This is a genomic window from Halotolerantifilum yawarlongkerapense (assembly GCF_054506745.1).
On record NZ_CP199719.1, the window covers coordinates 2,602,584 to 2,624,382 of the forward strand.

The following is a 21,799-nucleotide window of genomic DNA, read 5'->3' on the forward strand; positions in this document are numbered from 1 at the left end:
CCCACGGCTCATCTTTTTTGCTAGGAATACGAAAGGAGACGAACATGACCGTATTGATCACTGGCGGGGCGGGCTACATCGGCTCGCACGCCGTCTACCATATGATTGAGGCCGGCCACAAGGTTGTGGTCCTAGACAACCTGCAGACGGGGTTCCGAGAGGCCCTTCACCCGCAGGCTACATTTTACGAGGGCGACCTGCGGGATCGGCCCTTCTTGGACGCATTATTCGCCCGGGAGGCCATCAGTGGCGTCCTCCATTTCGCCGCCAACAGCCTGGTTGGGGAAAGCATGGAGAAACCTCTGGCTTACTTCGAGAACAATGTGCATGGTACGGGTGTGCTCCTGGAGGCTATGACGGCCGCGGGGGTCGATAAGATCGTTTTTTCGTCGACCGCAGCCGTTTACGGAGATGCCGGTGGGGATCCTCTCACGGAAGAGTTGACACCGGACCCCATTAACGCCTACGGTGAGACGAAGCGCGTGATGGAGCGCATGATGCACTGGGCGCACGTGGCCCATGGCCTGCGCTATGTCTCCCTGCGCTACTTTAACGTGGCCGGAGCCCACAGGAGCGGTGAAATCGGCGAAAGCCACGATCCGGAGACCCATCTGATTCCAATCTTGCTCCAGGTCCCGCTGGGACGCCGGCAGGTCTTCGGGGTCTTTGGCGACGATTACGATACACCCGATGGCACCTGCATCAGGGATTACATTCACATCGAAGACCTGGTGCGGGCCCACGCTCTCGCCCTCACTTTTTTGATGGAGGGGGGACAACCGGAGATCATCAACCTGGGAACGGGCACCGGCTATTCCATCCTCGAGATGCTAGAAGCGGCGCGCGCTGTGACGCACCACCCGATTCCAGCCAAGGTGGAGGCTCGTCGGGCCGGTGATCCTGCGATCCTCGTGGCCTCGGCCGACAAGGCCAAGCGAATCCTAGGGTGGGTACCGGAGCACCGGGATGTACAGGGAATCATCGAGAGTGCCTGGCGTTTTTACGAAAAATATCCCGAGGGGTTCAAGGGGTTGAGCCGATGACCGTATACGAAGCGATCGCTGGACTCCTTCACTACGGCATGGAGCAAGGGCTCATCGAGGCGGAAGACCAAGTGGTCGTGACCAACGGTCTTCTCGAGGTACTTGCCCTCGACGGGATGCCCGAGGGTGTCCGTAGACCCAAGCATGTAAGCCTGTGGGGTCTCCTGGATGTGCTCGTCAAAGATGCGCACACAAGAAAACTGATTCCCTCGGACCAGCCCCCCTACGCCGATCTCTTCGATACCAAGATCATGGGGCTACTGACGCCAAGACAGTCCGCTGTGAACCGTCGCTTTTGGCGCGAACACGCCGATCTGCCCGAGAAGGCGACCGATGATTTCTACGCCCTCTCCAAGGCCACGGGGTACATCCGGACGAACAGAACCTCGAGGAATCGACACTGGAAGGTGGATTCCTCCTACGGCGCTATGGAGATCACCATCAATTTGTCGAAGCCGGAGAAGGATCCGAAAGCCATCGCGGCCGCTAGGAAACAGAAATCCTCCGGCTATCCGAAGTGCGTGCTGTGTGCGGAAAATGCCGGATATGCGGGACATCTCAACCACCCGGCCCGGCAGAACCACAGGATCGTCAGCCTACCGCTGAGAAAGGAGCGCTGGTATCTACAGTACTCCCCTTATGTCTACTACAACGAGCACTGCATCGTGCTCAAGGAACAGCACGAACCCATGCAGATCACAGAGGCCACATTCGAACGTCTTCTGGATTTCGTGGATCTCTTTCCCCATTATTTCGTGGGATCGAACGCCGATCTACCTATCGTGGGGGGATCCCTGCTCAGCCATGATCACTTCCAGGGGGGGCGTCACGTTTTCGCCATGGAGCGTGCGAAGAGCCTGCGCTCCTATCGCATCCCCGGGTTTGAAGACGTGAAGGTGAGCCATCTGAACTGGCCGCTGACCGTTCTACGGCTAAAGGGTTCCGACAGGATGTCACTGGTCACCCTTGCCGAGCGGATCCGAGGGTCATGGGCTCTCTACTCCGATGCGGAGGCCGACGTACTGGCCTACACGGGCGCGGAGAAGCACCATACCATCACGCCGATCTGTCGCCGCGGGGAGGATGGATATGAACTGGATATCGTACTCCGGGACAACCATACCTCCGACAAGCATCCCGATGGTGTCTTCCACCCCCACGCAGACGTACACCCGGTGAAGAAGGAGAATATCGGCCTCATCGAAGTCATGGGGTTGGCCGTTCTTCCGCCCCGTCTGGTGCCGGTAATGGAAGGACTTGCTGTGGCCTACGTTGAAAAAAAATCCCCAGCGCAACTAGCATCGGATGAGGACCTATCGGCCTTTGCCGACGTCTACGACCGCATGCACCGGATGACATCGTCCTTGTCCGCAGAGGAACGGGTGGAGGCGGCCATCGGCGCAGTCTTCGTCAAGGGACTAGAGGATGCCGGGGTCTACAAACAGACAACCGAGGGAATCAAGGCACTAGAACGGTTCATCGCAACCTTATGAGGAGGAGAGAGGAAATGATCCTTGGAGTGGATTATTATCCGGAGCACTGGCACGATGCCATGCTCGGATCGGATCTCGATCGCATCGTGGCCCTGGGGGCCAATACCATACGGATCGGAGAATTCTGTTGGCACCTGCTCGAGCCAAAGGAAGGCACCTTTACCTTTGATTACTTTGAAAGGGTACTAGTGGCCGCGGCGGAAAGAAATCTGAAGGTGATCTTCGGCACCCCGACGGCCACCTTTCCAGCGTGGCTGGCGAAAAAACATCCCGATATCTTATCGAGAGATGAGAAGGGAGTGGTGCGCGCCTTCGGTGGGAGGAGGCAGTACTGTTTCAATGCCCCTACCTATCGGGAATACGCTCAGCGGATTACCGAGAAAGTGGTGGAAGCCTACGCTCATCACCCTCATCTTATCGCCTGGCAGGTGGACAACGAGTTCGGCCACGAGGGAAGCGACGCCTGTTACTGCGATCATTGTCAGGGGGCGTTTCGAGCATATCTGGAGCGTACCTACGGTACAATCGAGGCGATGAACGAGGCCTTTGGCACCATTTTCTGGGGGCAGACCTACAATAATTTTTCGGAGGTGGATTTACCGAAGCCGACAATCACCGTACAGAACCCCGCTCTCCAGTTGGCCCACGCCAGATTTCGGTCCGAGGCGATCAATCGTTTTGCCACGGATATGATCCGTGCCGTGGAAGGAAAGAGGAGGCCCGATCAGAAGATCACCCACAATTTCTTCGGTGGGTTCTTCGATCTCTTTTACGATCAGAATCCCCTGTCCGCACAGCTCGATGTGGTGGGCTACGATCATTATCCAGTCTGGGGTGGACTCGAGGAACCACTGTCACCCCACCACCTGGCCATGGCCCTCGATTACTTCAGGGGACTCAAGGGTGAGCCCTTCTGGATCCTCGAAGAACTCATGGGTGCCCAGGGTCACGATATCATCGGCTACAGGCCCCTCAAGAACCAGGCCAAGTTATGGGCCACACAGGCGATGTTGCGCGGCTGTGAGGGCATGCTCTTCTTCCGATGGAGGAGTATGACGCGGGGGCAGGAACAGTTCTGCCAGGGGATTGTCGATTGGGATGATCGTGAAGGCGAGAAGTACGAAGAGGTCAAGGCTTTCTTTCACTGGGTGAGAGACCAGCAAGAGCGAATCAAAGGTCAGGAGAAGGGCCGCGTGGCCTTTCTGTACGATTTCTCCAACCGCTGGTCCTGGAAGATCCAGCGCCAGTCGGCGGGTTTTGACTTCACGAATGAATTCCTGCGATTCTACGAGAGTTTCCACCGTCGCAACGTACCGGTGGAAGTCATCGACGCGAAAGGTTCCTTCGATGGATACGACGTTTTGATCCTGCCGGTCATGCAGCTCATGGACGAAAAACTGCAGAAGCGAATAGAAAGCTTCGTAAAAAATGGGGGGACGGTACTCTTCACCTATCGAACGGCCATGAAAGACGGTGAGAACAACATTCCCTTTGGCCCCGAACACCATGACTTTCTAGAGCGCGTGGCCGGCATCGAGATCCAGGGGTACGAATCCCTAGGCAGCCTGCGCCTGGTGGATCTCAAAAGATCGGAACGCCGGGGAACTGGGGGCGTGTGGCGCGACTTGATCCGCTGCATAGATGCCGAGGCGCTCTTCGTCTATGATGATATCTACCATGACTACGCTGCAGTGAGCGTGTCGAGCCGCGCGGGTGGCTGTGTCTATTACGTGGGAACCGGGGTAGATCCGATGACGGCCGGTTACCTTGCCGAGCGCATCCTCAAGAGGGCCAAGATACCCTATCTGTTTTCAGAGCTTGGGGTGGAGGTCTTCAGGCGAGGAGGGGTGACCTATCTGCTCAATCACAACGAGGAGCGTGCGCGTTACGGCAAGCGGCTACTCGAGCCCTTTGAGGTCGCCTGCTTGGGGGAAGACCAATGAGACCACGTCACGTGGGAAATCTCCCCGATGGAAGGGCGGTGCAGGCCTACCGATTACTCGGTGAAGGGGGATTTTCCGTCGAAATCCTGAATTTCGGCGGGATCATCCGTGAGATTATGGTCCCCGACCGCGAGGGTCATCTCGAAAATGTAGTCCTGCATTACGATGATCTATCCGATTACGCGGAAAACCCAGCCTACATCGGTGCTCTTGTCGGGCGAACCGGGGGCCGCATCGGTCCTAAGGGCCTGGTCATCGATGGGAGTCGGTTCACGCTGGAAAAAAACCACAGGGGACTCACGCTACACGGAGGTCCCGTCGGTTTCCACAAAAAAACCATGGAAGTCGTTAAGGTAGATACTTCTGAACTCGCCATGCGTTTCACCTCGCCGGCGGGCGAGGGCGGTTTCCCCGGTCGTTTGGAGGTGGCCCTCATCTTCCGGGTGGAGGGTCAATCTCTTGAGATGACCATTGAGATGCGGACGACGGCCCTTACTTACGCCAATCCCACCCATCACACCTACTTCAACCTGTCGGGGGATCCGGCTTCGACCGTGAAGAGCGGAACACTGCGGCTTGGTGCGGATGCGGTGGCCCTAGTCGATGACCAGATGCTGCCCACCGGTTGGCAAGCGGTCGAGGCCCTGGGATTGGGAGCAGAAGCGCTACAGATCGGGCATATCTTCTCAGAAAAGTGGGATCAGCTCGCCGCCACCGGCGGGATCGACCACCCCTTCCGCTTGTCCACTCGCGCGGACGAGCCTGCGGCTGTCTATCGCGAGCCGGCCACCGGTCGGACGCTAGAGGTCTGCTCCGATGCCCCTTGCCTGGTCGTTTATACCGGCAATTTTCTCTCGGAGGCGAGGGTGCCGAGCGGAAGGCGCTTTGCCGATCATACGGGCATCTGTTTTGAAGCGCAGGAGCTGCCCGATGCACCCAACAATGGATTATCCGTCCACAGGATCCTGCGACCCGGAGAAGTGCAACAGCGTAAGATAGTGTATCGATTCAAGTGATAAATATTATCATTTACAAATAGGGCCTCCTGTGCTATAGTGAACGTGGCATGACCGCGGCACGAATCCACAGGAGGTTATGTTGATGCATTCAAAAAGAAAACCACGATTCAAAACTTGTCGCCGTCTGGGACTCAATGTTGTCGGACACCCCAAGGCCATGAACCGCTATTCGCGCGGTGTGGGCCGAGGCGACCGCAAACTATCGAATTACGGAGAACAGCTACTCGAAAAGCAGCGACTGAGAGCCTACTACAACATCGGTGAGAAACAGATGTCGCGGTACGCGAAAGAAGCCATGGCATCGCAAGAACGGACCAACCTAGCCCTCATCGATCGCCTGGAACGTCGTCTGGATAACCTGGTCTATCGATCGGGCATCGCCTCGAGCATCCGTCAAGCCCGTCAGCTGGTCGTTCACGGTCATATCACCGTCAACGGTCACAAGGTGGACCGTCCCTCCTACCGTGTATCGGTGGGAGACACCCTTGCCTTGACGGAAAAGATGGCCTCGGGCTCTATGTTCTCCGAACAACTGGCCAATAGTACCCCCACCTTCCCGGCCCTTGAAAAGAAAGAGGGCGGCGTCGTGCTCGCGCGACGACCGGAGCGTGCAGAACTACCCATTGAGGTGAATGATCATCTCGTGGTGGAGTTCTATGCCCAAAGAGGCTAACAGCGTAAAGGAGTCGATCTTCGAGTCGAAGATTGACTCTCTTTTTTTTAAACTCATAAAAACTGTATTCCCCTTCCTTATAGGTAAACTGGATCCAAAGTCAAGGACGACTAAAAAAATGCGAGAGCTTAGGTTGCTTATTCAAATTCCATTGGCCGCGCTCGTTGTTGTCGTACTCCATATAGTCAGCGATGACCGTCTGTAGTTACTCGAGAAAACAGCACTCCTCATAAGGGACCTCATCCTTTACGTGCCCAATGCAGGTATCCTGCGAAAAATATGTGGTGGGAGTATTCACAGGGTAGCGGGTGATTCAATCCCCTTAACTAAGGTATAAGTACAAGAGAAAGAATGCGGTGCCCATTGACGAAAGGGTACTTTCCTCCCGAGAAAGGTTGTGGATACCATGCAAGATAAAAAGTCGATCGATGCTCTGGATCTCCGTGCGTTGGCCGAATCACGAACCCATTATCCGTCGCCCGACGAGTGGGAAGACCAGGTCCTTTACTTTTTACTGGTCGATCGATTCTCTGACGGCGGAGAGGAAAGAGCTCGGAAGTTTCAGGAGGAGGATCGTGATCACATCCTGCGCGATGGTCTCGATGAACAGTGGCGCGCTTCCCGCCACCAGTGGCAGGGTGGAAACCTGCGAGGGGTCAGTTCCAAGCTCGATTACTTGGAGCACTTGGGCATCACGACCATCTGGTTGAGCCCCATTTTCAAGCAGATAGCCTATCACCAGAGTTATCACGGGTACGGGATCCAGAACTTTCTGGCCATCGATCCCCACTTCGGTAGCGAGGCAGATCTCCAGGAACTGGTGGAGGCGGCCCATGAGCGGGGCATGCGCGTGATCCTGGATATCGTCATCAACCATGCGGGAGATGTCTTCGGCTATGCGGAACAACCGACGCCCTATCGAACGGAGCCTTATCCCGTGGCCGGATTTCGCGATGCCGAGGGGCAGGCTCGACTGAAGGGGGAAGAGATCCAAGGTCCCGAAGAGGGTATTTGGCCGAAGGAACTACAGTCGGAGACTTGCTTTGAACGTAAGGGTGAGATCCAGGACTGGGAGGCCTTTCCTGAGTATGTCGAGGGCGATTTCATGAGCCTCAAGAGCTTTTCCCTCGGGCTGGAAGAGGAAGAGGGCGGCTTTGTCCCCTCGCCGGCCTTGATTGCCCTGACCCGTTGTTACCAGTACTGGATGGCTATGGCGGACATCGATGGATTCAGGATGGATACAGTGAAACACCTGCCCGTGGGGGCCACGCGCTATTTCGTGCGGGAGATCGAGGAATATGCCAGAACCCTAGGCAAAAGGAATTTCGCCATGATCGGTGAGATCACAGGTGGCTTTGAGTTCGCCCTGCAGATGCTGAAGAACACGGGGCTCACCGCTGCCTTAGGAATTAATCATATTCCCAACCGCTTGGAGGGGATGGCCAAGGGTCACGAGGATCCAAAGGGCTACTTCGAAATCTTCTCTAACGCCAAGATCTTGGGCCCCGATGAACACCTTTGGTACAAGGACAATGTGGTCACGATGTTCGATGACCATGATATGGTTTCTCTGCCTGAGCCCCACAAATACCGCTTTGCGGCTGAGGAGGCAACGCGGGACCTGGTGGCCAATGCGGTCTTCCTCAATGTCTTCACCTTGGGGATCCCCTGTCTCTATTACGGGACCGAAGCTGGATTCGACGGAGCGGGTGGTGACGACGCCTACATCCGGGAAAATATGTTCGGGGGTGCCTTCGGCGCCTTCAGGACCAGCGGGAGACATTTTTTCGACGAGGATCGCTGGTTGTACCAGGCGATCGCCAAGATGCTCCGCTGGCGTAGAGAGCATGTCACCCTTTCTCACGGGAGACAGTATCTGCGGCCGATGGCCACGGCTTTCGATGAACCCTTCTTGCTGCCGCACAAAGAAGAAGGTAAACGCTATAGCGATCTGGTGGCCTGGTCCCGTGTGCACAGCGGTGAGGAAATCCTGCTCGCCATGTCCACCGATCTCGAACAAGCGCTCACGCGCTGGGTCTGCGTCGATCGTACGCTCCACCGTCCCGGCGACCGTTTCGTTTACGCTTACGTTTCCGATGGGCGAGGGGAAGGTAGTGAAGTGGTCGTTGAGGAGAAGGATGGCGAGCACTGTGTGCGGATCGCGGTGCCGCCCAAGGGGCACGTGCTCCTGATGCGGGCATAATAAAAAAGGGAGGTGACCCCCATGCCAAGGTGTCACCCCCCCGTATCGGAGAGCAGGTGGTTTCCCACCTATGCTTAAGACGCGTTCACCGCGGAAGAAGTTCCAACTCTTCTGACGCGAGGGGCGCGTTTTGATATAATGAGGAGAGAACCGACGAGGAGGATCCGACTATGCAAAACATTCTATTTGGGAACACAGGGGAAGAGGTCTCACGACTGGGGCTCGGTTGCATGCGCCTGCCGGTCATCGATGGCGATGATACGCAGATTGACGAGGTAGCGGCGATCCGACTGATCCGCAGGGCGATCGATGGGGGGATTACTTATATCGATACAGCTTATCCCTACCACGGTGGCAACAGCGAACGTGTGGTGGGCAAGGCACTGGCTGGAGGATACCGAGAGAAAGTCAAATTGGCCACGAAAATGCCGCCGTGGATGATCAAAGAAGCAGGCGATCTCGAGCGGATCTTCAACGAACAACTGGAGGCCCTCGACACGGAGAACATCGACTTTTACCTGGTTCATGCCCTGACGGACAAGCGTTGGGCCATGGCCAGAGAACACGACGTCCTGCCTTTTCTCATCGAAAAGAAAGCAGAGGGCAAGATCAAGCACCTGGGATTCTCTTTTCACGGGGAATTCCCTCTCTTCGAGGAAATCCTGGGGGCCTACGATTGGGATTTCTGCCAGATTCAGTACAACTTCATGGACCGTACCTACCAAGCAGGGGAAAAGGGCCTGCACTTGGCTGCGGAGAAAGGCTTGGCCGTTGTGATTATGGAGCCCCTCAGGGGCGGCAGTCTCGTGAGAGATCTCTCCGGACAGATCCTCGACCAATGGCAAGCCGGGCATCCCGGGTGGAGCCCCGTCTCTTGGGCCTTCCGATTCCTATTCGATCATCCGGAGATAGCGGTGGTCCTCAGCGGAATGAGCACCCTAGAACAGGTGGAGGAGAATATCGCCATCGCGTCCGATGCGCCACCGCATCATTTGACGGCAGCGGAGCGTGGCACCATAGACAGGGTGCGCGCCCTCTATGAAGAGAAAATCGTCGTGAACTGTACCAATTGTCAGTACTGCATGCCTTGTCCCTACGGCGTGAATATTCCCGGGGCCTTCATCCAGCTGAACAATGCCAGCATGTTCGATGATGTGGATGCAGCGCGTTTTCACTACCACATCCTATTGACCAAACACGATCGACAGGCATCACACTGCGTCGCATGCGGAATCTGCGAGACGAAATGCCCCCAGCACATACCGATTCGTGAGAAGCTGAAAGAGGCGGTGGCACTTCTAGAGTAATGTTCTGAAAACTGATAAGGGCATATAGGATTGGGTAAAGATAAAAAAACAGCTCAAGGACTCTGGGAGGCGTTGGGGATGAATGAGAGATTATTTTCAGAGGGATATCAAACGGAAGAGCTGATCGAAGTGCTTCGGCACATCCGTTCGGCGAGAAAGAAGATGCCGGGATTAACAGCGCTCATCGATTTACTCGACGCACTGGTATCTAAGGATGAAGGGACCGTCCCCTTTGTGACGGCCTACGATCTTGTGGAATCGTACATTTTGCTGGCACACATGGCTGAGCCGGAGACCCTGGTCTACCGGGTGAGCCGTGAAGATGTGATTGCCGATGAAATCCCACGCCTGCTACTGGTGGATACCTTCGATCGGATGATCCGCGTCTTGAAAGAAGCCTCGGCGACACCCGTTGAAATCAGTTGTCATCTTTATTCTGACGATCATGGGCAGCACCTTTCGGCAAAGATCAAGTACGGTGGCGTCCATCTAGATGAACCGGCGAAAGAGAAGCTGTCGTCAGTGTTCGAAGCACTGCACCATACCTTGCCCAAGACCTTATCAAGGTCCCTGATGATCCGTGAGGATGGCTTGCGGCTTTGCCTGACCTCACACGATTAAATCGACCATCATCCCACGGATCCATGGATCAATGGTATACTACTTAAGACGATAAATGAGAAAGAGGTGAAGCGCATGAGAGACCGCTTTCACAAGGGGATGCCCGAGGATTCGGATATCCAAGACTGGCTCGAGGATTTGATGGAGGAAGAGCTGGAGGCCTATTTTGAACTGTTCAACCGGGTGGATTATCGTGAGACGACAGAAGCCCTGTTGAACCAGCTGAAGCGAAGCGATCTCAATGCCATCCGACAGTTTCACGGCTTCAAGGGAATGAGCCAGTTGCGCAAGAGGGAATTGGCCGATGCTTTGTCCGAGCGGCTGATGGACCGGCTACCCCACTTGCTATCGAACATGACCAGCGATATGCTGTTCGTTCTGCAGACACTCATCAAGAACAAGGGAAAGGACCCCACGTCCAAATATCCCTACGCGACCCTCGTTTTTTTCAAAGAGATCGGCCTTGGGATCCCCAGTGTGGGCATCGAGGAAGACATGTTGTACATGGCGCAGGACTTGCTCCAACAGGTAGGACAGATTCTATCGGATGAAGCCATCAAGAGGCAGATCGAGAAAAATGATCGTTTGGGACTGCTCATGCAGGGCATCATCAATGCCTTTGGGACCCTGAGTCGAGAGGATTTCCTCACGATCTTGGGCCAGTACGATGATGAGGCCCTAGAGCGACAGGAACTGATCAGAAATTACCTGCACTTCACGAACCAGGTGGATGCCGCGAGCGGAATGGTTTGTCATTTCGCAGTGGTCGATCTGGCACTACTGCTCGGACAGACCCTGCAGCGGACCGGGATGACCTATCGTTTGTTCACCTATGATGAAGTGCTCACCCTCGGCCACCTGACCTATTACAGACGCCTGGAGAGTTACCAGGCCTTCTGGACCTTCTTGACGGAAGAATACGGGCTCTATGATGATCTGGCAGAGGAGTTCTTAGAAGAGTTGGTGTTCCGCTTGAACGAGGACATCCCGCGAGCCGGGGTATTCTTCTTCATCGAGAATTTCGTAGAGATTCCCGACGAAGACATGCGGGCGGTCTTCGGGGATCTGGTGTCAGATCTCGAGCGGGACCTACCGAAATGGCCTTACAAAGGATACAGGATAGCAGAATTCGAAGCGATAAAAAAGAGCATCCTGTCACCCGCTCCTCAGGAGGGGATGTCAGTGGTCAGCGACAATCGATTGCATTAAGACGTAGCGTTTAGAAGGAGGAGTACGATGATTAACAAGAGTGATGTCCTGAGAGATTTCAACGAAACCTTTGATCTCGAACGTATTGCCCACCTGCCTGTACCCGACAAGTTCAAGCTAGCCGATCTGATCACCCACATCTACCGGGAGGCGTTGATCGCCGGTCAGCACGGTGTCCTCAGTTTGGAGAAGTCCGACAACTACACAAAGGATCCAACCTACAATCTCTTCGCCATGCTCGTGATCAACGGCATGCGGTATGATCATGTGAAGACGATTATGGTGAATTACGCCCGACATTTTAAGTTTAGCGATGTATATTACGCTAGTCTCGTGATCAACGGGATGGGCGTGCTGATGATCGAGCGCGGGTTCCTCCCGAGTTCCATCAAGAATTTTCTCATGCACTTACTGGGCAATGAGTTTCTCACTGAGAACCTCAAGTACAATGGGTTGGCCGAGCCAGATAACCAGTCGACGCTTGAACTGAAGACAGAAATCAAGTACAAACCCTTCGATGGCAACTACCGTAAGGTGAAATACGATCTATTGGCTCTCATCCGTCTGCATCACGAGGACGGCATCGAGAAAGTAAGAGACGTCATCCAGAAGAGTTACAACAATAAGAAGTTGACCTTTTATTTCAACATGCTGGATACCAAGGATGTGATCATCCAGGAAGAACTGTACCGTAAGCTGCAACAGAATATGGGCGAGATGGATCGACTGCTCATCGCAGGTGCTTACGCAATCGTGACGGGTACGAATGTCTTCGCGGCCCACTATCTGTTCAACAGTATCCTCGGTAAGTATTCTCGTTATGACAAGCGCACAGAAGAAATCGAAGACGAGCTGGCCATGCGACTCGGAGAGATTCTCGAGAAACACAGGAGCTAAAAGCAATTCACTAGAAAAGGGAAATGCCCCCCGATCGCATGCGATCGGGGGGCATTCTTTGTGATCAGAGAACGATTCTTCGGGGCGATCCTATGGTTTTCCCCCTATCCATCCTAAGATCATTCGGAAAGAGTGGGGATGCCAGTGCAGGAGAAATTCTCCAGCACCCGATGCGCGCGGATGAAGGTTTCAATTCGCTCCGAGGCCATCGAACGGTCGTAGAGCCCCAGGATCACCAGCTGATTGGTCCGCAGTCTTCGGAACAAAAATCCGATCAGATCGATCGTATGATCGTCGAGAAAATGGAGATGCCAGATGCGCAGGGTGATCGCGCGGGGGAGCTGTTCGAAAATCGAGAGCAGTTGGGAGTAGAGATGGTAGGCATCGATACCCCTGAGCGTGCGGATGTCTTCGATGGCATCCCGAAGGTTTTCATCGGAGATTTTCTCTACCTCATCGATCAATTCGTAGATCCCCTCAAAGGGTATGCGCATGCCCGGGAAGTTTGCGATATCGAGAACCAGTTGTCCTTCCGATGTACCGTCGATCAGCTGCTGTCGGTAGCGGAAGAGTTCATTTGGATCCGAGGAAACGAACAAGTCCATCCGATTGTCGTTTGAGGGAGTGCCGCTGGCCACTGGAATCGGCTGTGGTCTTGAAACCGGGGTCTTATCCTCCATGAGGTCCCGGTATAGCAGTTTTAATGATGCGGAGGGACTGATGTTCAGATCCTTTCTGAGCAGAGCCTTGATCTTGCGAAACAAGTTGACGGCCGCGGCACGGTGGCCGTAGGCAATCTTCAGACGAATCAACGACTCATAAGCCGACTCATTCAAGGGATCGATCCGCAGCAGGGATTCTAGTGCGAAAGCGGATTTTCGCTCATCGCCCAGTGACTCGTACTGTCTGGCCCTACGGTGCTGGAGGTCGAAGTACATTTTCTGAAGGCTCTCCCGCTCGGAGAGGACCCACTCGTTGAACAGGGGCGCATCGGGAATGTAGAAGTCCGAGAGAAAATCACCCTGGTAAAGTGTCGCGGCATCGTCCCAGTCAGAAAGTCGAGGGGAATGGGCCAACCGTTTGAAGCGCCGGACATCGCTTTTAAAACTATCGCCGTCGAGGGTGATCAGCTCACGGCTCGGTGAGTGAAGACAGTTAGCATCCTCATCGAGCTCCTTACGTATCTGCCACAGGGCGTGGCGCAGGTTGTTGCCCGCGGCACTGATCTCGAATCCATCCCAGAAGAGATTGGCAGCGTGATGACGGTAGATCGGCTGCTCTGAATGTAGACTGAGATACAGCAGGAGGCCCAGGGATTTTTTCGATAGAATCTCCGTGAGATGACGGTCCCCGAGGGTCACGGTGACGTGGCCGAGGCTATTGATGATCAACATCGTGGTCACCCTCCACATCGTAAAGCCGATTTCCGTCTTTGTAGGTTGCGAGCACACGGATCGTCTTGATCTGATCTGGAGCTATCGTGAGTGGATCGCGATCGAGAATGACCAGATCCGCTTGCATACCCGAACGAAGGGAACCTTTTTTCTTCTCTTCAAAATGCGCATAGGCCCCTCCCGTGGTATAGAGGCCGATCGCTTCGCGTGTGCTGATGCGTGATGCGGGATTCGGATGATTGACAGCAGCGTGGACACCCAGGAGGGGATCCACCGGCATGATATCGCTATCCGAGGCACCGGCGACGTGGATGCCCGCGTCGAGAATCTCGCGCAGGGGATTGGTCTTCAACGCCCGGTCGTGACCCAGACGGCTCGCGTACATCTCCTCCTCACCGCGGAAGTATAGTTCGTAGGTGGGGTGCATGACGAGGACCAAACCTAGGGACGCAGCACGCTCAATCTGTTGGGGGGTGGGGAGTTCAAAATGCTCGATCCTGTGTCGATGATCGGTCCTGGGGTGCTTGGTGAGAACCTCCTCGTAGGCATCGAGCAGTGCTTCGATGGCCCTACCGCCTACCGCGTGCACGGCAACCTGCAGACCAGAAGCATGGGCTGGGCCGATGAACTCCACGAGCTCATCGTGTTCGAAAAAGAGCATGCCCCGGTTATCCGGATCGTCGGCATAGGGAGAGAAGAGGGCTGCGTTTTGAGATCGGAAGGAACCGTCCAAAAAGATATCTCCCCCCACACAAGCATAACCATAGGAGGCGACGGCCTTGAGGTCCATGGTGGCGTAGTAGAGGTGTACGTCGATGGGGAAGGTAGGACGGAATTTTTCCACGATGGCCACGTGTCTCTCGTGAAAAAGAGGGCCACCCTCCATCGTGGAGAGACTGGTGACCCCGCGCGCCAAGGCGCTGTGAAACGTGTCTTCGAGTCCCGCCACATGATCTTCCTCGGTCAGTATTTCGAACAGCCGGCGCCGGGCGACGAAACTGGCGCGGTTCCGAAGACGACCGGTCAAGCGTCCTCCTCCGTCCTTTTCGAAAGAAGGAAGGGTGAAGGGGATTTGAAACCGGTGGAGGGCGATGGAGTTGAGCACCACCGTGTGAAACTCGATACTGGCCATGAGAACGGGGACATCCGGGGCCACCCCGTCGAGCTCACGGCGTGTCGGGAGCCGTCGCTCTTTGATCTTGAACTCAGATAGACCGCGCCCGAAGATCGCCGCCGCCCTTGGGTCCTCACGGTACTTCGTGGCCACCATCTCCAGTAGGTCCGCTATACAGGTTGCTGAAGAAAAATCTACCGCGCGCTTGCCTAGAGAAGTGGCGATCAAATGCAGGTGGGCATCGTAAAAGCCCGGGACCACTGTTTTTCCATCGAGATCGATCATCTCGGCCTCAGGGGATGCCTGGCCCCGTACGGTTTCGTTGCTGCCAACGGTTAGGATGCGCCCTCCCTCGAGGAGGAGTGCCTCCACCTCTCCCACCTCACTCATGGTGATGATATTCCCATTGATGAATAGTTGTTGTCTCAACCTCTGCTCCTCCGTTCTATCTGCTCGAGTTAACTCCATTATAAGCGATATATGACGATTTCGAAATAAAAGACGCTGATAAACGGAGGATTAACGGAAGGATAAACGCTGCGCAGATGACGGGGACGTATAATGTCAGTAAGCAGCCAAAGAGACAGGGAGGAAAGATATGCCAACGATTGAACAGTTGATGCGAGAACTGGTGGCGGTCAAGAGTGACACGGGGACGGCACTGGAAAACCAAGCGCGACATCAGATTTTGCGATATTTATCGGAGTTCGCATACTTCAAGGCCCACCCCGATCGACTCGGCGAGGTGCCTCTACAGGATGATCCCATGGACAGGGCGGTGGTCTACGCCTTACTCAAGGGCAGATCCCCGGACTGTGTTGTGCTCCTACACCATCACGATGTGGTGGATGCAGAGGATTACGGGGTGCTGAAGGAAGTCGCCTACGATCCCGACGCCTTGAGACAAGCGCTTTCGAAAAAAAAGCTGACCGCTGACGCTATGAAAGACCTGAAGGATGAACGCTGGCTCTTTGGTCGAGGGACCGCCGATATGAAGGCCGGTGCAGCGATACAGATGAAGACATTGGAGCGGTTCGCTGGGGAAGAGGAAGCGGAGGGAAGCCTCTTGCTCCTATCGGTTCCCGATGAAGAGAACCTTTCCGCCGGCATGCGCCGGGCGGCCCCATTCTTGAGAGAGCTGGCAAAAAAGCACGGATTGACCTATCGCGTTGCCGTGGACAGTGAGCCGCACACACGAGAAAAGTCAGATCATTTCGTCATCGAAGACGGCTCGGTGGGAAAGACCATGGTCAATGTCTACGTACGCGGGAAAAAGGCCCATATAGGGGAGAGCCCAACGGGGTTCAATCCGACGGCGGTCCTCGCCCGCATCGTGGTAGCGACGGAGATGAACGCTGAACTGGCAGACCGTGCCCACGGGGAAGTGGCACCACCTCCCACCTGGAGCTTCGCCAGGGATTTCAAGTCCATGTACGATGCGTCCATGCCCGAGTCGGCCGGTGGGTACTTGAGCTTCTTGAGTCTATCGAAGACGCCGGATGAGCTCATCCGATCGCTCAAGGCAATCGCCGAGAAAGCCTTCGCCGAGAGTACGAGCTATTTGGAAGAACAGTTGAGCCGCTTGGGTTTTGCCCCCAGTGGGATTCAACCGCGTGTCATGACCTTCTCGGAACTCATCGATGTGGCGAAGAAAGACCTCGGCGGAGCTTTTCAGTCGACCTACGAAAAACTTCTTGCAGAGTTGGACGAAAGGTTGAACGCGGGTGATCTGGTGATGGCAGAGGCGAATTTCTTTTTGATCGACGGCTTGATCGATGCCATGTCGGATGCCGATCCCATTGTGGTCCTTGCCTTCACACCACCCTATTACCCGCCGGTGAGTGTAGCCGATCTGGATACGGATTTCGATGCTCTTTACCGGAACCTGAGGGTCTATCTTCAAGAGGAGGTTGGACTCGATCTCCAGACGCGTCGCTACTTCATGGGCATCAGCGATATGAGTTATCTCTCTTTCAGAGGAAAGGAAGAGGCGGCGAAGGCTCTTGCGGACAACATGCCGCTTTATGGTGAACGCTACCTGGTACCCTTTGAAGACATGGCCGCTCTGTCTCTACCGACTCTCAATTTGGGTCCCTGGGGAAAGGACCTGCACAAGCTCACAGAACGCGTTTATCTACCTGATGTGGAGACGGTGGTTCCGGCCATGCTGGACCGTCTCATCCGACTATACTGGTCGAAACCGAGTACTGAACAGGGGGAATCATCATGAGAGAAGCAATCGTGAATTTTGTCAACTGGGCAACGGGAATACTGTGGGGACCCTTTATGCTGGTCCTATTGGTCGGAGGCGGTCTCTTTCTATCGATTCGATTTGGATTCATACAACTACGTTTTTTTGGCTATATGTGGAGCCAAACCTTCGGTTCGGTGATCAAAAAGGGCCAGAGTGAAGTGGTGGAAAAGGGAGAAGGTACGGTAACGCCCTTCCAAGCTGTCACCACGGCCCTAGCCTCCACCGTGGGGGCATCGAACATCGTGGGTGTACCCGTGGCCATCTTTTTCGGAGGACCCGGTGCAGTCTTCTGGATGTGGATGACGGCCCTGGTGGGTATGATCACCAAGTATGCCGAGGTTGTGCTCGGCGTGATGTACCGCGAGAAAAACAAGAAGGGTGAGTACGTGGGTGGACCCATGTACTACCTGAAGAACGGTCTGAAATCGAAATTTCTAGGAAACGCCTATGCCTTCATCTTCATGTTGACCATCGTCTCCGGGATCATGGTGCAGGCCAATTCGGCTGCGGGCTCCGCCGCTACGCTGGGGATCAGCCCGATGATCTCGGGAATCGTCATCACGGTGATCGTGGGGATCATCGTCATCGGTGGCGTCACGCGTATCGGAAAAGTATCGGAGAAGTTCGTTCCCCTGATGGCCGGCCTTTACGTACTCGGTGCGCTGGTGATCATCATCGCCAACATTACCCAGATCCCCTCGGTTTTCGTCATGATCTTTCGCGATGCCTTCACCGCACAGTCTGCGGCCGGTGGCTTCGCCGGTAGCACAGTGGCACTGACCCTGAGGTGGGGGATGGCCCGTGGCGCTTACTCCAATGAAGCCGGCATGGGCAGTGCGCCCATCGCCCACGCTGCCGCTACGACGGATCATCCCGTGCGCCAGGGTATGTGGGGGATGTTCAGCGTTTTCTTCGACACCCTTCTGATCTGTACGATGACGGCTCTCGTCATCCTATCCACGGGCATCTGGACAGAAGAGGGACTCGTGGCCTCGGGGATGACAGCCACGGCTTTCACGAATTTCTACGGGCCCATGGGCGGTATCGTGGTCAGTTTCTCCGTCCTGCTGTTTGTCATTTCCACCATCTACGTGATCCTGTTCTACGGGGAGAAACTGGCTGAGTATCTTTTCGGTTACAAGTTCAGCATCTTCATGCGCTACGCCTACCTTGTCGCGATCTTCGTCGGAGCGATCGGCGGACTGCAGTTCGTTTGGGTCTTCCTGGATCTGCTCTTCGGCCTCGCGGTGATCCCCAACATGATTGGTGTTCTCGGTCTTTCGGGTGTGGTGGCTGCGAAGACGAAAGAATTCTTCACCTCGGAAGAGTATTACCTCAAGGATGTGGCGGCCAAACGATTGAAGAAAAAAATGGCCAACGAATAATCCGATGCATCGATCTCGCCCTCGTGGCGAGATTGATTTTTTTTTGTCCAGACCTGGGTATATAGTGGACGAGAAGCAAGGGCTTGCCGTCAGGCGTGGATTATCCGAGGCTGACGATCACTGAAGATGCATAGAAAAGGGATGTGAGTGGAATGTCCGTGAAATGGGGAATTTTAGGAACCGGTGTCATCGTGAGAAAATTCATCGATGATTTCAAGTTGATCGATGTCGACGGTGAGATCCTAGGTGTGGGGTCTCGTACGTTGGAGCGATCTGAAGCCTTGGCGGCGGAGTTCGGTTTTAAGAAGACCTACGGTTCTTACGATGCGTTGATCGCAGATGGTGATCTGGACGTCATCTATATCGGGGTCACGCACGATCTGCATCTGGCCTACGCTCTTGAGGCCATGAAAAAGGGACACGCCGTGTTGGTGGAGAAGCCCATGGCCTTATCCGAAGCGCAGTTTGACGAGCTCGAGCGCGTGGCCGATGAAAACGGGGTGCTGTTCATGGAAGCCATGTGGACGAACCACTTGCCCGCCATGAAAAAGGCCATCGATTGGTACCGGGAGGGCCGGATCGGTGAACTGGTCCGATTAGAGGCCCATTTTGGTTTCAAGGCCGTGTACGATGAAGAGGGCCGGCTCTTCGATAAGAAGCGGGCGGGTGGGGCCCTCTTTGATATCGGTATCTACGCGATTGATTTCTTCACCTCGGTGATGGGCAAGGAACCCGAGGAGATCGAGGCCTTGGCCGGTATCGGTCTCACGCGCGTCGACGAACTGCTGGACTTCATGTTCCGCTACAACAGCCAGGTGATTGCCCATGGAGCCGCCTCGCTACGAAACGACTACGGGAATGACGCGTTCCTTCAGGGGACCGAAGGCTCCATCCGCATCTATGAGTTCTATGGGACCAAGGTCTGTGAACTGAAGACGGACAAGGGGATCGAAAGGTTCCGGGATCACCGGGAGGGACTGGGTTACCTTTACGAGATCGAGCACGTGACCCGACTGCTTGAAAAGGGAGCGGTCGAGAGCCCGCTGACGACCCGTCAGAAGAGCAGGATCAATTGTCGTGTGATGGACCGGGTGCGGAGGAAAATTGGCTTGCGCTATGACTTTGACGAGGAAAAAGCAAAGTAGAGAACGATTATCAATGGTTGAAAGGGGTAAATGAAGGAATAATGACAAGTCGGAAGGACTTGAACTAGGTGATATGGAAAGGGATGAAAGATTTGGCTATTAAACTAGCGGTTATTTACTATAGTTCGACAGGTACCAACCATCAGTTGGCCCAATGGGCAGCAGAGGCCGCGGAGGCGGCCGGTGCAGAAGTGCGGCTTAGAAAAGTGAAGGAGCTGGCACCACAGGCTGCCATCGATTCGAACCCTGCATGGAAAGCCCATCACGAGGCAACGGCCGATATGCCGGAGGCCAAGGTGGAAGATCTCGACTGGGCCGATGCCTATATTTTCAGCATGCCGACCCGTTTTGGGAATCTGCCTGCCCAGATGAAACAGTTTCTCGACCTCACCGGGGGGCTTTGGTTCGAAGGGAAGCTGATCAACAAAGTGGTCAGTGCCATGAGTTCGGCACAGAACCCACACGGTGGGCAGGAACAGACGATCTTGTCTCTGTATACCACGATGTTCCACTGGGGCGCGATCGTGGTGAGTCCGGGGTATACCGATGATGGACTCTACGCGGCCGGTGGTAATCCCTACGGGACCAGTGTGACCGTCAGTGCCGATGGGGACATGGTCGAGGATGTGGAAGGCGCTGTGAAAATCCAGGCGCGACGCACCCTAGCCATCGCAGAGAAAATTTGGACCGAATAGAAAAATTGACAGTAGACAGCACCCGATCGCGAGCGGTCGGGTGTTTTTTTATGGGTAAAAGGGGGTAGGATATCATAAGACAGAAAGGAGCGTGCTCTCATGTTCAAGATCAAGCTCATCTATAATCCGGCCTCGGGCCGGACCAATCATACCAAGACCATCGACGCATTGTTTCAGGCTCTGAGGAGACGGGGGCACTCCGTCCACCGTTACCCTACCACGGATCAGGAGCTGGCAGATGTGCAGGTGGCAAAATTCGCGGCGGATTACGACTTGATCATCGGGTGCGGGGGTGACGGGACGGCGAACGAGGTAGTCAACGGCATCATGCGCCATCAGATTTCTACGCCCTTCACCCTTTTTCCCCTGGGCACGATCAATGATTTTGCCACCCATATGCGCCTGCCCAAGCAGGTGGAGCCCTTCGCCGATATGGTCTCACGTGGGTTTTCGCGCTCGATCGACCTGGGTCTCGCTGGAGATCGGTATTTTCTCAACGTGGCAGCGGCCGGCAACCTGACGGACATCGCCTACGATGTACCGCAGAAACAGAAGGCAGCCTTGGGGCGTTTCGCCTACTATCTGAAAGGTCTGACGGACCTGCCCAAGAACCTCACGACCACCAATACCATCCACGTGTCCTTCGATGATCGCGAGAAAAGCATTGATTGCCTTTTCTTCTTGATCACCAACTCCCCGAACGTCGGTGGTTTTCGGTTGCTCCACAGAGATGCTGAGGTGGACGACGGTTATCTTCACCTGCTCGTCATCGAAGAGGTCAAACCAGCGGAAGCCTTCGATCTGATCGGGGACTTCCTCTCGGGTAGATTGACCAAACACCCGCGCATCCATCACCATAAAGCAAAATCGCTGTCCATCGATGCTTCGAAAGCGCTCGTTGTGGATCTCGATGGAGAGAAAGACGGCACACTACCGATGCAATTTTCCATTCGGGAAAAGGCCCTGACCATGATCGTACCAAAGGAAAAGACCCCTGAATAGGGGCCTTAATCAGAAGTGGTCTGCGTTCTCGTAGTATTGTTTCGGATCGAGATCGGTGAAGTAGACGGTCACGGTAGGATATCCAATATTTTGGAAAGCGTTGGTCAGATACTTGGCGATCACCCGTTTCTTTTCTTCCTCCCTGGCAAACCAGAGGATTTCGATGAAGGGATAGGCCATCGTGTCGGAACGACCGTCTCGGATAAATCCCGTGTTGACGTACTCCAGGGTAAAATGGTCCCTGGGGACCCCGATCAGATCGACGAGAAAATCCAGCAGGGTTTCAGAGAGATTGAGGATTTCTTCCCGTTCCATACCGCGGCAACGAATATGTGGCATCTTTGACATCTCCTTTCAGATTATCTCACGTTATTAACATCATACCCAAATTGACCGATAGGT

Annotated in this window: 18 protein-coding genes; 15 read left to right on the plus strand and 3 right to left on the minus strand. The window is 54.9% G+C overall.

The features are described 5' to 3' along the window. Positions 1-44 precede the first annotated feature (44 nt). The 10 genes from galE (at position 45) to ACULM0_RS12835 (ending at position 12,408) form a co-directional block, all read left to right on the plus strand. Positions 45-1,043, plus strand: coding sequence for a UDP-glucose 4-epimerase GalE (gene galE, locus ACULM0_RS12790; protein WP_463677926.1), 999 nt, complete (start codon positions 45-47; stop codon positions 1,041-1,043). Then, positions 1,040-2,536, plus strand: coding sequence for a UDP-glucose--hexose-1-phosphate uridylyltransferase (locus tag ACULM0_RS12795; protein WP_463677927.1), 1,497 nt, complete (start codon positions 1,040-1,042; stop codon positions 2,534-2,536). Before galE ends, ACULM0_RS12795 begins: the two co-directional genes overlap by 4 nt. Positions 2,537-2,550: 14 nt before the next feature. Further along, positions 2,551-4,479, plus strand: a complete 1,929-nt coding sequence (locus ACULM0_RS12800) for a beta-galactosidase (protein WP_463677928.1) — start codon at positions 2,551-2,553, stop codon at positions 4,477-4,479. Continuing rightward, positions 4,476-5,495 carry an aldose epimerase family protein gene (locus ACULM0_RS12805; RefSeq protein WP_463677929.1) on the plus strand — a complete coding sequence of 340 codons (1,020 nt, stop codon included), beginning with the start codon at positions 4,476-4,478 and terminating at the stop codon, positions 5,493-5,495. Before ACULM0_RS12800 ends, ACULM0_RS12805 begins: the two co-directional genes overlap by 4 nt. Positions 5,496-5,580: 85 nt before the next feature. Then, entirely contained in the window at positions 5,581-6,171 is a 591-nt protein-coding gene (gene rpsD / locus ACULM0_RS12810; RefSeq protein WP_463677930.1) for a 30S ribosomal protein S4, read from the plus strand. A 406-nt stretch (positions 6,172-6,577) separates the two neighbouring features. Further along, positions 6,578-8,374, plus strand: a complete 1,797-nt coding sequence (locus ACULM0_RS12815) for an alpha-amylase family glycosyl hydrolase (protein WP_463677931.1) — start codon at positions 6,578-6,580, stop codon at positions 8,372-8,374. 170 nt (positions 8,375-8,544) lie between these two features. Continuing rightward, a complete protein-coding gene (locus ACULM0_RS12820) occupies positions 8,545-9,681 on the plus strand; it encodes an aldo/keto reductase (protein WP_463677932.1) in 1,137 nt (378 codons plus the stop codon). 78 nt (positions 9,682-9,759) lie between these two features. Then, a complete protein-coding gene (locus ACULM0_RS12825) occupies positions 9,760-10,302 on the plus strand; it encodes a hypothetical protein (protein ID WP_463677933.1) in 543 nt (180 codons plus the stop codon). 75 nt (positions 10,303-10,377) lie between these two features. Next, a complete protein-coding gene (locus ACULM0_RS12830) occupies positions 10,378-11,511 on the plus strand; it encodes a hypothetical protein (RefSeq protein WP_463677934.1) in 1,134 nt (377 codons plus the stop codon). Positions 11,512-11,538: 27 nt separating this feature from the next. Then, a complete protein-coding gene (locus ACULM0_RS12835; RefSeq protein ID WP_463677935.1) occupies positions 11,539-12,408 on the plus strand; it encodes a hypothetical protein in 870 nt (289 codons plus the stop codon). A gap of 119 nt (positions 12,409-12,527) precedes the next feature. On the opposite strand, the gene ACULM0_RS12840 is transcribed toward ACULM0_RS12835, so the two are convergent. Together ACULM0_RS12840 and ACULM0_RS12845 are read right to left on the minus strand one after the other, a co-directional pair. Then, positions 12,528-13,802 (minus strand): AfsR/SARP family transcriptional regulator, encoded by a 1,275-nt coding sequence (locus tag ACULM0_RS12840; RefSeq protein WP_463677936.1) that lies wholly within the window; start codon positions 13,800-13,802, stop codon positions 12,528-12,530. Then, positions 13,786-15,345 (minus strand): amidohydrolase, encoded by a 1,560-nt coding sequence (locus ACULM0_RS12845; protein WP_463677937.1) that lies wholly within the window; start codon positions 15,343-15,345, stop codon positions 13,786-13,788. Before ACULM0_RS12845 ends, ACULM0_RS12840 begins: the two co-directional genes overlap by 17 nt. 169 nt (positions 15,346-15,514) lie before the next feature. Here ACULM0_RS12845 and ACULM0_RS12850 point away from each other — a divergent pair, with 169 nt between their 5' ends. The 5 genes from ACULM0_RS12850 to ACULM0_RS12870 all read left to right on the plus strand — a co-directional run bounded on the left by ACULM0_RS12850 (position 15,515) and on the right by ACULM0_RS12870 (position 21,397). Further along, positions 15,515-17,146: a M20/M25/M40 family metallo-hydrolase gene (locus ACULM0_RS12850; protein WP_463677938.1), complete on the plus strand. Its 1,632-nt coding sequence runs from the start codon at positions 15,515-15,517 to the stop codon at positions 17,144-17,146. Then, positions 17,143-18,555 (plus strand): alanine/glycine:cation symporter family protein, encoded by a 1,413-nt coding sequence (locus ACULM0_RS12855; RefSeq protein ID WP_463677939.1) that lies wholly within the window; start codon positions 17,143-17,145, stop codon positions 18,553-18,555. Before ACULM0_RS12850 ends, ACULM0_RS12855 begins: the two co-directional genes overlap by 4 nt. Before the next feature lie 152 nt (positions 18,556-18,707). Next, entirely contained in the window at positions 18,708-19,700 is a 993-nt protein-coding gene (locus ACULM0_RS12860; RefSeq protein WP_463677940.1) for a Gfo/Idh/MocA family protein, read from the plus strand. A gap of 92 nt (positions 19,701-19,792) precedes the next feature. Then, positions 19,793-20,395 (plus strand): NAD(P)H:quinone oxidoreductase, encoded by a 603-nt coding sequence (wrbA, locus tag ACULM0_RS12865; protein WP_463677941.1) that lies wholly within the window; start codon positions 19,793-19,795, stop codon positions 20,393-20,395. Positions 20,396-20,494: 99 nt separating this feature from the next. Continuing rightward, complete coding sequence (locus ACULM0_RS12870; protein ID WP_463677942.1) at positions 20,495-21,397, plus strand: diacylglycerol/lipid kinase family protein; 903 nt, start codon at positions 20,495-20,497, stop codon at positions 21,395-21,397. 9 nt (positions 21,398-21,406) lie between these two features. On the opposite strand, the gene ACULM0_RS12875 is transcribed toward ACULM0_RS12870, so the two are convergent. Continuing rightward, positions 21,407-21,736, minus strand: coding sequence for a DUF1904 family protein (locus ACULM0_RS12875; protein ID WP_463677943.1), 330 nt, complete (start codon positions 21,734-21,736; stop codon positions 21,407-21,409). Positions 21,737-21,799 lie beyond the last annotated feature (63 nt).

Bases quoted from the DNA above. Each gene is read 5' to 3' on its own strand.
- galE (WP_463677926.1), top strand. From the start codon at position 45: ATGACCGTATTGATCACTGGCGGGGCGGGCTACATCGGCTCGCACGCC.
- ACULM0_RS12795 (WP_463677927.1), top strand. From the start codon at position 1,040: ATGACCGTATACGAAGCGATCGCTGGACTCCTTCACTACGGCATGGAG.
- ACULM0_RS12800 (WP_463677928.1), top strand. From the start codon at position 2,551: ATGATCCTTGGAGTGGATTATTATCCGGAGCACTGGCACGATGCCATG.
- ACULM0_RS12805 (WP_463677929.1), top strand. From the start codon at position 4,476: ATGAGACCACGTCACGTGGGAAATCTCCCCGATGGAAGGGCGGTGCAG.
- rpsD (WP_463677930.1), top strand. From the start codon at position 5,581: ATGCATTCAAAAAGAAAACCACGATTCAAAACTTGTCGCCGTCTGGGA.
- ACULM0_RS12815 (WP_463677931.1), top strand. From the start codon at position 6,578: ATGCAAGATAAAAAGTCGATCGATGCTCTGGATCTCCGTGCGTTGGCC.
- ACULM0_RS12820 (WP_463677932.1), top strand. From the start codon at position 8,545: ATGCAAAACATTCTATTTGGGAACACAGGGGAAGAGGTCTCACGACTG.
- ACULM0_RS12825 (WP_463677933.1), top strand. From the start codon at position 9,760: ATGAATGAGAGATTATTTTCAGAGGGATATCAAACGGAAGAGCTGATC.
- ACULM0_RS12830 (WP_463677934.1), top strand. From the start codon at position 10,378: ATGAGAGACCGCTTTCACAAGGGGATGCCCGAGGATTCGGATATCCAA.
- ACULM0_RS12835 (WP_463677935.1), top strand. From the start codon at position 11,539: ATGATTAACAAGAGTGATGTCCTGAGAGATTTCAACGAAACCTTTGAT.
- ACULM0_RS12840 (WP_463677936.1), bottom strand. From the start codon at position 13,802: ATGTTGATCATCAATAGCCTCGGCCACGTCACCGTGACCCTCGGGGAC.
- ACULM0_RS12850 (WP_463677938.1), top strand. From the start codon at position 15,515: ATGCCAACGATTGAACAGTTGATGCGAGAACTGGTGGCGGTCAAGAGT.
- ACULM0_RS12855 (WP_463677939.1), top strand. From the start codon at position 17,143: ATGAGAGAAGCAATCGTGAATTTTGTCAACTGGGCAACGGGAATACTG.
- ACULM0_RS12860 (WP_463677940.1), top strand. From the start codon at position 18,708: ATGTCCGTGAAATGGGGAATTTTAGGAACCGGTGTCATCGTGAGAAAA.
- ACULM0_RS12870 (WP_463677942.1), top strand. From the start codon at position 20,495: ATGTTCAAGATCAAGCTCATCTATAATCCGGCCTCGGGCCGGACCAAT.
- ACULM0_RS12875 (WP_463677943.1), bottom strand. From the start codon at position 21,736: ATGCCACATATTCGTTGCCGCGGTATGGAACGGGAAGAAATCCTCAAT.